The sequence below is a fragment of the Streptomyces soli genome, assembly GCF_003999195.1.
GTDB lineage: Bacteria > Actinomycetota > Actinomycetes > Streptomycetales > Streptomycetaceae > Actinacidiphila > Actinacidiphila soli.
In genome coordinates this window covers 1-13,110 of sequence record NZ_RJVR01000323.1, presented here as the reverse complement: position 1 = coordinate 13,110, position 13,110 = coordinate 1, and the positions used below count along the sequence as shown (strand labels likewise).

The window sequence follows — 13,110 nt, the reverse complement described above, 5'->3', positions numbered from 1 at the left end:
GCCGCGGCGCTGCCGTTCGTCGAGCATATGTTGCAACCGGATCATACGAACGAAGTTTGGTCGGTGGGTCTCGGCCGGCTGTCCGCGGTGCCTCCCTCCAGGAGCACGTCGGCGATACGGTCGCTCGCGTGGCCGTCCCACAGTTCGGGCCGGCGCGGTGGGGGCGGGCTGTCCAGCACCCGGGTCACCGTTGACACGATGCGTACCGGATCCCGGCCGGCCAGTACATTGGTCCCCTGCTCGACGGTGATGGGGCGCTCCGTGTTGTCCCGCAGCGTCACACACGGCACGCCGAGCGCGGTGGTCTCCTCCTGCACGCCGCCCGAGTCGGTCAGCACGAGGCGGGCGGAATCCTGCAGGGCGATGAAGTCGAGGTATCCGGCGGGCGGTACGAGCCGGATTCCGCCGGGCACCCCGATGTCGGCCAGCCGCCCGGCTGCCCGGGGGTGCACGGGCAGCAGGAGCGGACAGCGGTCGGCGATCTCGCCCAGGGCCTTCAACAGTGCGGTGAGGACCTCGGGATCGTCCACGTTGGCCGGCCGGTGCAGCGTGACCAGACCGTACTCGCCCCGGCTGAGCCCGTACCGGTCCAGGACGTCCGACTGCCTCGCCCGTTCCAGGTTGGCCAGCAGCGTGTCGATCATGACGTTGCCGACGAGGTGGACCTGGTCGTCCCGGTACCCTTCCACGCGCAGGTTCTCGACCGCGTCGGGCGAGGGGGCCAGCAGGTAGTCGCTGACCCGGTCGGTGGCGACGCGGTTGACCTCCTCCGGCATGCTCCAGTCGCGGCTGCGCAGGCCGGCCTCGACGTGGGCCAGCAACGGTCCGGCCTTCGCGGTGACCAGCGCGCAGGCCAGGGTGGAGTTGATGTCACCGACCACGACGACCACGTCCGGCGACACCTCGTCGAGCAGTGGCTCGAACGCGGTCATCACGCGTCCGGTCTGCTCGGCGTGGGTGCCGGAGCCGACCCCAAGGAAGCGGTCGGGTGGACGGATGCCGAGGTCCTGGAAGAACACGTCGTTCATGGCCGGGTCGTAATGCTGCCCGGTGTGGACGAGGACCACCTCGGCGCCCCGGCGCTCCAGCGCGTCCATCACCGGCTTGATCTTCATGTAGTTGGGTCGCGCCCCGGCGACGCAGACGACTCGCAGCACGGTTCAGAGCACCTCGATCGTGGGTCCGGACAGTCGCCGACGGCAGTCGAGGACGAAGGGGGCGTGCTCCGCAACGAGTTCGTAGTCGAAGGAGTCGTGGTCGGTGAGCAGGACGACCACATCGGCGGCCGCCAGCTCCTCCGGCGTGGGTTCGACCCGCACCAGCCGCGCGTCCACCGGCAGGCTCTCGACGACATGCGGGTCCGCCGCCCTGACCTGGGCCCCCATGTCCAGGAGCAATTGGGAGATGCGCAGCGCCGGCGACTCACGAGCGTCGCCCGTGTTCTTCTTGTAGGCCAGCCCGAGCAGCAGGACGCGCGAGCCGTTCACCGAGCGGCGCCTTTGGTTGAACGCGTCGATGATGCGGCGGGTCACGTACTCGGGCATGTGGTTGTTGATGTCGTTGGCCAGCTCCACGAAGCGGAAGCTCTGGCCGAGTTCGCGCTGCACCCGCCACGACAGGTACGACGGGTCGATCGGCAGGCAGTGGCCGCCGACGCCCGGTCCCGGCGTGAACTTCATGAAACCGAACGGCTTGCTCGACGCGGCCTCGATGGCCTGCCAGACGTCGATGTCGAGGTGGTGCGCGAACATCGCGATCTCGTTGACGAGTGCGATGTTCACATGCCGGAAGGTGTTCTCCAGCAGCTTGGCGAGTTCAGCCTCCTTCGGCGAGCTCACCGGCACGGTGGTGTCGACGAGATCCGCGTAGAAAGCCTGCACGACCTTCAACGACCCCGCGTTGACGCCGGATACGACCTTCGGCGTCTCCTTGAAGCCCCAGACGGCGTTCCCCGGGTCGATGCGCTCCGGGCTGTAGCCGAGGTGGAAGTCGGTTCCTGCGGTCAGTCCCGAGCCGTCCTCCAGGATCGGCGCGAACAGCTCCTGGGTGGTGCCGGGATACGTGGTCGACTCCAGGACGACCGTCGCTCCGGGGCGCAGATAGCGGGCCAGCGTACGCGCCGACTCCTCGATGTAGCGAAGGTCGGGGGTGCCCTCGTGCAGCGGGGTCGGTACGGTCACCACGGCGACATCGAAGCCGCCGCAGTCGCGGGCCGATTCACTCGGGCGGTAGGCACCGCGGTCCATCGCCTCACGGAGCCGTTCGGAGGAGACGTCCTCGACGAAGGACTCCCCGGCGGCAAGGCTCTTGACCCGCCGCGGATCGACGTCGTAGCCGATCACCTCGTGTCCGACCTCCGCGGCACGAATGGCCAGGGGCAGTCCGACGTATCCCTGTCCAACCACGACGACGCGCATCAGTGTCTCCTGTTCGCGGGACCGGTCGACGGGGTGAGACGGATCAGCTCTCGCGCCGTCATGAGGAGGAAGGCCGCGTTGGTGGTGAGATAGCGCCGGCCCAGGCGTCGCGGTTCCTGCAGGGCGCGGTAGAGCCATTCGGCTCCCATCCGCTGCCAGGATTCAGGGGCCCGTCGGGTGACGCCGGCCAGGATGTCGAAGGAGCCGCCGACGCCGTGCACCACGCGGGTCCCGGTGCGTTCCCCGTAACCGGCGGTGAAGATCTCCTTCTTGGGCGAGGTCATGCCGAGGAACAGCATCTGTGCGCCGCTGTCGGCAATCGCACCGGCGACGTTTTCCTGCTCGGAGTCGTCGAAGTAGCCGTTGCGGCTGCCGGCCACCTTCAGGCCCGGGAAACGGTCGGCGACCCGGCGCAGCATCTGTTCCAGTACGACTTCTTTGGCGCCGAGGAAGTAGACGGACATGCCCGCCGACTCGGCCTCGGCCAGCAGCCGCATGAACAGGTCGATGCCGGCCACCCGCTCCGGCAGCGGTGCGCGCAGGACCCGGCTCGCCCAGACCACGGCCTGCCCGTCGGCGAGGACGAGGTCGCAGCCGGTCACCGCCTGGGCGAGCCGGGGGTCGCGCCGCATGTTCACCAGTTTCGCGGCGTTGACCACGCCGATCTCCAGCTGCTCGCCGTCCCGGACCGCGTCGAGGCAGCGCGTTACGGTCTCGTCCATGGTCAGCGCGTCCAGCTCGACCCCGAACAGACTCTGACGCTTCGTCATATTCGCTCACCCCCGAGCCAGGCGAAGAGCATCCAGCCGAACTCGTACGGACGGCACTCGCGGTCCACCGAGGTGGGACGGAACACCCGGTCGAGGGACTTCAACCGCAGGTTCGGCGCCACCCGGGTGCCGAGCCCGCGGGCGGCGCGGACGGCCTTCTTCGAATCACCGCGGTAAACCTTGCGCCAGGTGACCCCGAGCTCGTCGAGGATCATCGGCTCCGGGTTGCCGGCCAGTTCGGGCACGTCCGCCATCCAGCGCAGGCCCTTGCGGATCGACGCGCCGAAGTCGGTGCCGCCGGCGTCGGCGAGATCGAACAGGGCGGTCGGCGCCATCGCGTGCTGGTGGACGCTGTAGACCGGGTAGCCCTCCACGACGGTGCCGCGGCGCGCGTCGTAGTGCCACCACCACTGGCCGCCGTCATCCTGCAGTTCGCAGATGCGTGCGGCGCACGCCTCGGACGCGGCCAGCGCCTCCGGATCGCCGCCACCACTGGCGTGCGCGCGGGCCAGGGCCTGGAGTGGATACGTCTGGTCGGCGAAGCAGCTCACATGCGCCCGGTACCAGGGCACCAGGCCGGGCTCGGTGGCGTGCGGGAACAGCGGGCTGTCCCCGATCCGGGCCCGCAGCAGACGGTCACGGGCGACGGTTAAACGATTCTCCACATCTACCGTGCCCCGGGCCGCGGCAAGGGCCGACAGCACCCACGCCGCCTCGACCGTGTACTGCGGCCGGCCGTCATCATCCAGGGCGGCGAGCCGCGCGAGGGCGTCGGACAGCTTGGGGTGCCCGGTCTCGGCGGCGGTCCACGCGATGAGCGCCGCGTCACCGAGATTGGTTACCGCAGGCAGCGACTCGATCAGCAGTCCGGTGAACTCCTCGGCGGTGTGCCCCCCGAGCACGGCGCGCTGCCGGTCCTCGGGGAGGAATCGGGCTCCCAGCGCGGTGATGGCCGCGTACCGGGTGCTGGTTCCCCTCCGCTCCAGGCTCCAGGTCCCCTCGGGCGCCGCTTGTCCGGCCATGGTGAAGGCGAAGTTCTCGCCCCCGGGAAGGAGCATCGCGGGCAGTCCCGACTCGGCCACCGCGAGCAGCCGTTGGGCGAGCGCGAGCAGCTTCGGTTCCTCACGGCCGAGCGCCGTCAGACGTGTGGTGGTCATGTTTTGGGCACACCAACCCCCCTGTGGGTCGTTTTGATCAGACTTGAGTTCGTCGCCGCACGGCTGACCGCGCCGCGAACCAATCCGATGACGCGCCGCCCGCGCTCCCCCCAACGGTGAGTCGGCCGCGGGCGTGCACAGGCATAGACAGACGCCAGGCGTCGGAGCTGTTCTCGCTCCACGCTTCAGGCACAGGTGCCCCCACCCGGTAACCCCCCACTGCGCACTACTGACCTGTGTGCTCGATGTGCTCAGTCTGCACGTTTCGTACACACGATATGCCTCTGGATGTTCGAGGATTGGCGTTTTGGGGAAATGAGGGCGTCACGCGCGCTCGACGAGTTCGCCGTCCTTCTCGTCGTACAGCGCGCCGGTGGCGGGGCACTCCCATCCGCCCGGCTCTCCGTCCCGTTCCACCAGCCGCACACCGGCCCGGCCGACCCAGCCGATCCGGCGCGCCGGTACGCCCGCCACGAGAGCGAAGTCCGGTACATCCCGGATCACCACGGCACCCGCCGCGACCAGCGCCCAACGGCCGATGCGCACCGGCGCGACGCACACCGAACGGGCCCCCAGCGACGCCCCCTCGGCAACCAGTACGGCGACGGCCTCCCAGTCACCACCGCGCTTCTGCCGGCCCTCGGCGTCCACCGAACGCGGATAGTAGTCGTTGGTGAGCACCACAGCCGGGCCGACGAACACCCCGTCGCCGAGCTCGGCGGGCTCGTATACCAACGCATAGTTCTGCAGCTTCACATTGTCGCCGATCCGCACCCCCGGGCCGACATACGCTCCCCGGCCCACGATGCAGCTGCGGCCGAGGCGGGCCTGCTCGCGGATCTGCGCCAGGTCCCAGATCGTGGTCCCGTCACCGATCTCGGCCGTCTTGTCGACCTGGGCGGTGGGCTGAATCCTGACGCTGACGCTCACAGGGCTGGACCTTTCCGGGGAGGATCACGGGCAGTGCGGCGCGCACATCATGGCAGGCACCGGTCCCCCTGGGCGTCCGTTTCCGCTCTATTCGCCCGAGCCAGAACGTTCAGGGCCGTTCGGACTTGAGCAGAGCCGGAAACGCCGCCCGGAGCGCTTCGCGCCACGGGCGGATCGGTCGATCCGGCCCAGGTCGTCTCACCGCTGCTGGTGCCGTTGCAGACCCCGGCGGGGGCGGCGCCGGCGCCGTACTCGCGGCACGCCTCGGCGAGGTTGCGCGGGCCGTCGCCGTTTCGTGGTCATGAAGAGATCTGCACCTTGCTGTGGTCGCCGAGGACGAACAGGTCGAGGAGGGTGCCGTTCACGGTGCCGTCGCTGATCGTGTCCAGGCAGAGGCCGGACAGGTTACGGCATGAGCACGTCAATAAGCCCATGGAGTGAAGGTACTGAGTGGGCGTCACCCGACTACCCCTCACCCCTGAGCAAAAGCCCTATTAATGAATAAGATGGACAGCGTGTCCATGACCCGCCGCACTGTCCTCCAGGCCGCCGCACTCGCTGCCGCCGCCGGGGCCGCCGCACTCGCCTCCGGCTGCGGCACCTCCGGGCGTCATTCCGCCGTCGGTGCGAGATCGGCCGCGCCGGCGACGACGCCGGGCGCCGCCTCGCCCACGACTGCCTCGTCCACGACCGCCTCGTCCACCACTGCCTCGCCCACCGCCGCGATTCCTCAGCTGCCCGCGCAGATCACGCACGGCCCGCTCACCCGCCCCCAGGTCGCGCTCACCTTCCACGGCCAGGGCGAGCCCGCCCTCGCCACCGCCCTGCTGGCCGAGGCCGAGCGAGCGGGGGCGCGGCTGACCGTGATGGCTGTCGGCACCTGGCTGGACGCGTATCCGCAGCTCGCCCGCCGGATCCTCGACGGCGGCCACGAGCTGGGCAACCACACCCAGACCCACGGCAATATCGACGCCATGAGCGCGGCCGGCGCCTACGCCGAGATCGCCGGCTGCGCCGACCGGCTGCGCCGCCTCACCGGCTCCCCGGGCCGCTGGTTCCGGCCCTCCCAGACCCGCCTCGCCACCCCCACCGTCCAGCGGGCGGCGCTGCGCGCCGGGTACCCGCACTGCCTCTCGTACGACGTCGACTCCCTGGACTACACCGACCCGGGCGAGTACGCCGTACGCGACAACGTGCTGCGCCAGGTCCGCGCCGGGTCCGTCGTCAGCCTGCACCTCGGCCACCCCGGCACGGTGGCCGCCCTCCCCGCCATCCTCGACGGTCTGCGCAGGCGCGGCCTGCGTGCCGTCACCACCACGGAGCTTCTGACGTGATGCGCCGCCGCCTCGCCCTGCTGCTCACCGCCTGCGCCCTCACCGCCTGCGCCCCGTTCAGCGGACAGCGGCACACCGCCCCGTCCCATGCCGCCTCCCCGTCGCCTTCGGCTGCCGCGAGCCCCGTCGCCGCCAGGATGCTCCCGGGCATGCCGCCCCTCCTGGACCCCAACGACCTCTACGCCGCCGACCGCCCGGGCAACCTCTCCCCCGTCGTCCGCGACTTCCCCTCCCGGGTCTACGTCCCGAACACCAACTCCGACACGGTCTCCGTCATCGACCCGGCCACGTACAAGGTCATCGACACCCTCCGAGTCGGCCGCCAGCCCCAGCACGTCGTCCCCTCCTGGGACCTCAAAACCCTCTGGGTCAACGACGATCTCGGCAACACCCTCACCCCGATCGACCCCGCCACGGGCCGCATCGCCGGGCCTCGCGTCCCGGTCCACGACCCGTACAACCTCTACTTCACCCCGAACGGCCGATACGCCGTCGTCATGGCCTCCGCCGACCGGCAGCTGGTCTTCCGCGACGCCCACACCATGGCCGTCAGGAAGGTCGTGCCGGTCAGCTGCTACGGCGTGAACCACGCTGACTTCTCCCCCGACGGGCGGTACTTCATCGTCTCCTGCGAGTTCTCGGGCGAGCTGCTGAAGGTCGACACCGAGGAGATGGCGGTCGTGGCCAAGGAACGGCTCCCCATGCGGGGCGCCATGCCCCAGGACGTCAAGATCTCGCCGGACGGGCACACCTGGTACGTCGCCGACATGATGGCCGACGGCATGTGGGTCCTAAACGGTGACACCTTCGGCCCGCCACGTCTGCTGCACACCGGCAAGGGCTGCCACGGCCTCTACGTCAGCCGCGACTCCAAGTACATGTACATCTCCAACCGCGGTGAAGGCAGCGTCTCGGTCCTCGACTTCGCCTCCGGCAGGCTCGTCCACAAGTGGCACATCCCCGGCGGGGGCAGCCCCGACATGGGCGGCGTCTCGGCCGACGGCAAGGTGCTCTGGCTCTCCGGCCGGTACAACTCCGAGGTCTACGCCATCGACACCACCGACGGCCACACCATCGCCAAGATCCCGGTCGGCTCAGGCCCGCACGGCCTGGCCGTCTACCCGCAGCCCGGCCGCTACTCGCTCGGGCACACCGGCATCTTCCGCTGAGAGCCTGTCGGGTGACCTTCGATCGGAGAGCGGACGCGGTCTGGTGCGTGCGATTCCAAGGCGCTGGGGGAGGATGCCCTCGATGGGGGTCCCCCCTGCTCGAGCGAAGCCGAGAGCTTGGGGGTGGGGGTACCTCCCGGCCGAAGGCTGGGGGAGAGCTACTAGGGCATGTCGGCAACGCGGGAAGCGTGCGTGCCTGGGGGTACCCCCACCCAGCCGCCAGGCTGGGTGGGGCGTGGCCGCCCGATCAGAGGTCACCCGACAGGCTCTGAGCCCGCGCCAGCCGTGTCGCGGCGCCCGCCCGGATCGCGCTGCCGTCACGCCAAGTGCGACAGGGGTGCACCGAATTGGCGAGCAGCACCAGGAAGGAGTCCGTCGCCGGGTCCAGGACGAGGCTGGTGCCGGTGAAACCCGAATGGCCGACGGCGCCGCGCCCCGCCAGCTCGCCCATGAACCAGGGCTGGTCGCGCTCGAAGCCGAGGAAGCCGTTACGGGCGCCGTACGCCCCGTCCAGCAGTGCCCGGCAGAAGAGGGCCAGGTCCCAGGCGGTGGAGAAGAGCCCGGCGTGGCCGGCGACGCCGCCCATGGCGTAGGCGTTCTCGTCGTGTACGACGCCGCGCAGCAGGCCCCGGTCGAGGCGGCCCCAGGGGCGGCGCTGGTCCTCGGTGGCGGCGATCCGGGGCAGCCAGGAGGCGGGCGGGTTGAAGCGGGTGTCGTACATGCCGAGCGGATCCGTGATGTGCTCGCGGACCAGGGCGTCGAGGGCCTCGCCGGTGGCCCGCTCCAGGACGTGCTGGAGAGCGATGAGGTTGAGGTCGGAGTAGATCCGGACCGTGCCGGGTTCGGCGACGGGCGCCTCGGACCACAGGAGCCGCGCGCGGGCGGCCGCGTCGGGGCAGTCGTAGAAGGGCAGCTCCGGGCGGAGCCCCGAGGTGTGGTCGAGGAGCTGCCGTACGGTGATGCCGCGCTTGCCGGCCGCGCCGAATTCGGGGACGTACGAGACGACCGGCTCGTCCGGCCCGACGGCGTCGACCGAGGCGGTCACCGCCGCCGTGAACAGCTTGGTCAGCGAGGCCAGGTCGAAGACCGTGTCGGGGCGCATCGGCACCCACCGGTCGCGGGGCAGCTCGCTGTCGTACGAGGCGTAGCGGACCGCCCAGCCGACGGCCTGGTGGAGGGCGACCGTGTGCCCGCGGCCGGCGAGGACGACGGCGCCCGCGCACCACGGGTGGGGGCGCGCGGGAGCCGGGGAAAGATATGTCGTGAGATCCGCGACGAGCGCGCTCAGCTCGTCGGCTCGCAGCCCGGCCCGGCCGGGACCGCTGTCAGGGGAGGTACCTTTCGACAGCCGCGGCGCCATGCTCCTCCAGGTCCTTGCGGGCCTTCTCGATCCGCGCGGGGGTGGGCTCGCGCCCTGAGGCCAGCACCAGATCCTCGGGATCGATCGGGTGTTCGGATCCGGTGTGAAGAAGGCTGTCCGCCGTCTTCCAGGCCCAATTCTGCTCGTCGATCGGCTCCGACATTTCTGCCTCCTGACGCCACACACGCTACGCCTTACGGCCTACGGTGCATCCACAGTACGCCGCCACGGACGGCAGAGCCCGACGAAACAGGCGCCGGCGGCCAGCACGCTCACCAGCTGCACCACCGCCATCGGCACCGCCGTGTGCTCCCCCGCGATGCCGACCAGCGGCGAGGCGACCGCGCCGATCAGGAACGAGCACGTACCGAGCAGGGCGGACGCGGATCCGGCGGCGCCGGGAGTGCGCGTACGCATCAGGGCCAGCGCATTGGCGTTGGGCAGCACCAGGCTCATCGCGGCCATCAGCACGAAGAGCCCGGCGGCGACCGGCACCAGCCCGACCGGGCCCAGCGTGCCGGAGGCCATCAGCAGCAGCGCGGCGGCGGCGAGCGTGATGACCGCCAGGCCCAGGCCCAGCACGCGGTCCATGCGGACCCGGCCGACCAGCACCTTGCCGTTGAGCTGGCCCAGGGCGACCAGGCCGACGGAGTTGACCCCGAAGAGCAGGCTGTACGTCTGCGGCGAGGCCCGGTAGATCTCCTGCACGACGAAGGACGAGGCCGAGACGTACGCGAAGAGCGCGGCGAAGGTCAGACCGCCGACCAGCATGTAGCCGGTGAACCGGCGGTCGGCGAGCAGCCCGCGCATCGTGTGGAGCGTGTCACCCAGGCCGCCGCTCTGCCGGCGCGCGGGCGGGAGCGTCTCGTGCAACCAGCGCCACACGACGAGGGTGAGCAGGCCGCCGACCACGGTCAGGACGGCGAAGACGCCGCGCCAGTCGGTAACCCGCAGCACCTGGCCGCCGATCACCGGCGCGATGATCGGAGCGACCCCGGAGATCAGCATCAGGGTGGAGAAGAAGCGGGCCATGTCCATGCCGTCGTACATGTCGCGCACCACCGCACGGGCGATCACGATCCCGGCCGCGCCCGCCAGGCCCTGCAGCAGCCGGAAGGCCACCAGCAGCTCGGCGGTCGGCGCGAAGGCGCACACGGCGGTGGCCAGTACGTAGATCACCATGCCGGCCAGCAACGGTCTGCGCCGCCCCCAGCGGTCGCTCATCGGCCCGACCACCAGCTGGCCCAGCGCCATCCCGGCCAGGCAGGCGGTGAGGGTGAGCTGCACGGTGGCGGCCGGGCTGTGCAGCGCCCGGGTCACGGCGGGCAGCGCCGGCAGATACATGTCCATGGAGAGCGGCGGAAGGGCTGTGAGCCCGCCGAGGACCAGGGTGACGAGGATGCTCGTACGCCGGGCCCGCGTGACGGGCGCCTCGGCGTGGTGCCCGGCGGGCCCCTCGGCGCGTCCTACCGGAGTTGACCCGTCCAGTGTGAATATCTGGTCGGGCGGGATCGGGCCTGCTTCCGGCATGCGGGTCTCCATGGTCGTTGAATCGTTCTCTATGCTCTCAGGATTTACGGAGTGGTCGAGACCAGATGGTGGGGCGGGACATGGAACAGTCGCGGAAGATTCGGTGGGGCATCCTGGCGACCGGCGGGATCGCCGCGGCCTTCACGGCGGACCTGCTGGAGCTGAAGGACGCGGAGGTGGTGGCGGTCGCCTCGCGCAGCACGGCCTCCGCCGAGGCCTTCGCCGAGCGGTTCGGGATCCCCCGTGCGTACGGGAGTTGGACCGCGCTGGCGGACGACGCCGACGTCGACGTGGTGTACGTCGCCACCCCGCACTCCGCCCACCGGGCCGCCGCCGGCCTCTGCCTCCAGGCGGGGCGGGCGGTGCTCTGCGAAAAGGCCTTCACCGTGAACGCGGTCGAGGCGCGCGAGCTGGTCGAGCTTGCCCGAGGGCGCGGGGCCTTCCTGATGGAGGCCATGTGGATGTACTGCAACCCCGTCATCCGGCACCTCTCCGAACTCGTCCGGGACGGCGCCATCGGCGAAGTCCGCGCCGTCCACGCCGACTTCGGCCTCGCCGGGCCCTTCGCCCCCAACCACCGCCTGCGCGACCCCGCCCAGGGCGGCGGCGCCCTGCTCGACCTCGGCGTCTACCCCGTCTCCTTCGCCCACCTCCTCCTCGGCGAGCCCGACGAGGTCCAGGCCTGGGCCCGGCTCAGCGAGGAAGGCGTCGACGCCAACACCGGCATCCTCCTCGGCTACGACAGCGGTGCCCTGGCGGTACTGAGCTGCTCCATCACCGCCGGCACGGCCACCACGGCATCCGTCACGGGCACGACGGGCCGCATCGAGCTCCCCACCGGCTTCTTCTCCGCCGACCGCTTCGTCCTCCACCGCGACGGCAGGGCCCCGGAGGAGTTCACCGCCCCGCCGGGCGACCTCCACGGCCTCCAGCACGAAGCCGCCGAAGTCATGCGCTGCCTACGCACCGGCGCCCTCGAGTCCCCCCTCGTCCCCCTCGACGGCACCCTCGCCGTCATGCGCACCCTCGACACGGTCCGCGACCGCATCGGCGTCCGCTACCCCGGCGAGGCCTAGGCTTCCGTCCCATGAGCGACAGCGACAACGTGGCAGTGGTGACCGGCGCCGGTTCGGGAATCGGGCGGGCCGTGGCGCTCGCCCTGGCCGGGGCCGGGTGGCGCGTCGCCCTGGCCGGCCGCCGGGAGGACGCCCTGCGGCGGACCGCCGCTGCGGCTCCCGACGGGGCGACCGCCGTCGTACCGACCGACGTCACCCTGCCCGCCGACGTCACCGCCCTCTTCGACACCGCCCGCACCCATTTCGGCCGTATCGACCTGCTCTTCAACAACGCCGGAACCAGCGCACCCCCCGTCCCCCTCGAAGACCTCACCTACGACCAATGGCGCACCGTCGTCGACGTCAACCTCACCGGCGCCTTCCTCTGCGCCCAAGCCGCCTTCCGCGCCATGAAGTCCCAGAACCCCCGAGGCGGCCGCATCATCAACAACGGCTCCGTCTCCGCCCACGTCCCCCGCCCCGACAGCATCGCCTACACCGCCACCAAGCACGCCGTTACCGGCCTCACCAAATCCCTCTCTTTGGACGGCCGCCCCCACCGCATCGCCTGCGGCCAAATCGACATCGGCAACGCCGCCACCGACATGACCGCCCGCATGTCCGCAGGCATCAAACAACCCAACGGCACCGTGATGCCCGAACCCGTCATGGACGCAGCCGACATCGCCCGCACCGTCGTCCACATGGCATCCCTGCCACTCGAAGCGAACGTGCAGTTCGCCACCGTCATGGCCACCACCATGCCGTACATCGGCCGAGGCTGAGGCGATCATCTTTCGTACGGAAACGGTCAAGTCCGAAATACAGCCCATAGGACCGGTTCCGGCACGTTACGTTGCGGCATGCTCACCAGGCACCACGACACAGCCGTAACAGCCGTAACTCCCATAGACGCAGATGTATGGGCCGAACCCCAATCCGAACCCGGGCCCGAAGCGGAGCTGATACCGCTGTCGGGGCCGGTGTTTGTGGACAGCAGTGGGAGACGGGCGCGGAGGGTGCGCCGGGTGGGGTGGATTGTGGGGGCGGCCTGCGGGGTGTACACGGTGGGGTTGGTGTTGAGCCTGACGGGGGCGACGCCGATCGCGCCGCGGACGCTGTTGCCGCTGCCGGGGGTGCCGAGTTCGGCGCCGGGGGACGGGGAGGCGGAGGCGGGGACGGTGGAGTTGCCGTCGGAGCCGTCGCCGGCGACGACGGCGGGCGTGGGGTACGGGCGTACGCCCGGGTACGCCAAGGCGAACACGGCCGGCCGGACGGCACCGGCGACGCCCCGGGCCACCACGTCGGCCCGGGCGACCGCGTCCGCGTCGCCCCGGGCGACGGGCACCGCGGGGGGCGCAACGGCAACGCCGTCGGCCGGTGTGGGC

13 protein-coding genes and 1 pseudogene are annotated in these 13,110 nt (G+C 70.8%); 4 read left to right on the top strand and 10 right to left on the bottom strand.

Annotated elements, in window-relative coordinates; genetic code table 11:
- Positions 1–41 precede the first annotated feature (41 nt).
- From wecB to EFK10_RS52365, 6 genes are all read right to left on the bottom strand, one after another.
- Complete coding sequence (gene wecB, locus EFK10_RS37345) at positions 42–1,157, bottom strand: non-hydrolyzing UDP-N-acetylglucosamine 2-epimerase (RefSeq protein ID WP_127360091.1); 1,116 nt, start codon at positions 1,155–1,157, stop codon at positions 42–44.
- Between the two features lie 3 nt (positions 1,158–1,160).
- The gene (locus EFK10_RS37340; protein ID WP_127360090.1) at positions 1,161–2,417 is read right to left on the bottom strand and encodes a nucleotide sugar dehydrogenase; all 1,257 of its coding nucleotides are present in this window, start codon (positions 2,415–2,417) and stop codon (positions 1,161–1,163) included.
- Entirely contained in the window at positions 2,417–3,187 is a 771-nt protein-coding gene (locus EFK10_RS37335) for a WecB/TagA/CpsF family glycosyltransferase (protein ID WP_127360089.1), read from the bottom strand. The genes EFK10_RS37340 and EFK10_RS37335 overlap by 1 nt, the downstream gene beginning before the upstream one ends.
- Positions 3,184–4,344, bottom strand: coding sequence for a hypothetical protein (locus EFK10_RS37330; protein ID WP_127360088.1), 1,161 nt, complete (start codon positions 4,342–4,344; stop codon positions 3,184–3,186). Before EFK10_RS37330 ends, EFK10_RS37335 begins: the two co-directional genes overlap by 4 nt.
- A 324-nt stretch (positions 4,345–4,668) precedes the next feature.
- The gene (locus tag EFK10_RS37325; RefSeq protein ID WP_127360087.1) at positions 4,669–5,274 is read right to left on the bottom strand and encodes an acyltransferase; all 606 of its coding nucleotides are present in this window, start codon (positions 5,272–5,274) and stop codon (positions 4,669–4,671) included.
- 299 nt (positions 5,275–5,573) lie between these two features.
- The gene (locus EFK10_RS52365) at positions 5,574–5,708 is read right to left on the bottom strand and encodes a hypothetical protein (RefSeq protein WP_265737587.1); all 135 of its coding nucleotides are present in this window, start codon (positions 5,706–5,708) and stop codon (positions 5,574–5,576) included.
- Positions 5,709–5,795: 87 nt separating this feature from the next.
- On the opposite strand from EFK10_RS52365, the gene EFK10_RS37320 reads away from it, so the two are divergent.
- Together EFK10_RS37320 and EFK10_RS37315 are read left to right on the top strand one after the other, a co-directional pair.
- On the top strand, positions 5,796–6,608 hold the full coding sequence (locus EFK10_RS37320) for a polysaccharide deacetylase family protein (protein ID WP_127360183.1): 813 nt from the start codon (positions 5,796–5,798) through the stop codon (positions 6,606–6,608).
- The gene (locus tag EFK10_RS37315; protein WP_127360182.1) at positions 6,608–7,777 is read left to right on the top strand and encodes a YncE family protein; all 1,170 of its coding nucleotides are present in this window, start codon (positions 6,608–6,610) and stop codon (positions 7,775–7,777) included. Before EFK10_RS37320 ends, EFK10_RS37315 begins: the two co-directional genes overlap by 1 nt.
- A gap of 247 nt (positions 7,778–8,024) precedes the next feature.
- On the opposite strand, the gene EFK10_RS37310 is transcribed toward EFK10_RS37315, so the two are convergent.
- Genes EFK10_RS37310 through EFK10_RS37300 form a run of 3 tightly spaced genes read right to left on the bottom strand, consistent with a single transcriptional unit; the run spans position 8,025 to position 10,667 of the window.
- Positions 8,025–9,137 (bottom strand): serine hydrolase domain-containing protein, encoded by a 1,113-nt coding sequence (locus EFK10_RS37310; RefSeq protein ID WP_127360086.1) that lies wholly within the window; start codon positions 9,135–9,137, stop codon positions 8,025–8,027.
- Complete coding sequence (locus EFK10_RS37305; protein WP_127360085.1) at positions 9,103–9,300, bottom strand: hypothetical protein; 198 nt, start codon at positions 9,298–9,300, stop codon at positions 9,103–9,105. The genes EFK10_RS37310 and EFK10_RS37305 overlap by 35 nt, the downstream gene beginning before the upstream one ends.
- Positions 9,301–9,338: 38 nt before the next feature.
- Positions 9,339–10,667: a multidrug effflux MFS transporter gene (locus tag EFK10_RS37300; RefSeq protein WP_127360084.1), complete on the bottom strand. Its 1,329-nt coding sequence runs from the start codon at positions 10,665–10,667 to the stop codon at positions 9,339–9,341.
- Between the two features lie 80 nt (positions 10,668–10,747).
- Between EFK10_RS37300 and EFK10_RS37295 the strand changes: the two genes are divergently transcribed.
- Both EFK10_RS37295 and EFK10_RS37290 read left to right on the top strand, forming a co-directional pair.
- Entirely contained in the window at positions 10,748–11,743 is a 996-nt protein-coding gene (locus EFK10_RS37295) for a Gfo/Idh/MocA family protein (protein WP_127360083.1), read from the top strand.
- An 11-nt stretch (positions 11,744–11,754) separates the two neighbouring features.
- Complete coding sequence (locus EFK10_RS37290; protein WP_127360082.1) at positions 11,755–12,507, top strand: SDR family oxidoreductase; 753 nt, start codon at positions 11,755–11,757, stop codon at positions 12,505–12,507.
- Between the two features lie 26 nt (positions 12,508–12,533).
- On the opposite strand, the pseudogene EFK10_RS37285 reads toward EFK10_RS37290, so the two are convergent.
- Positions 12,534–13,110: pseudogene (locus tag EFK10_RS37285) on the bottom strand (hypothetical protein); the annotation flags it as partial.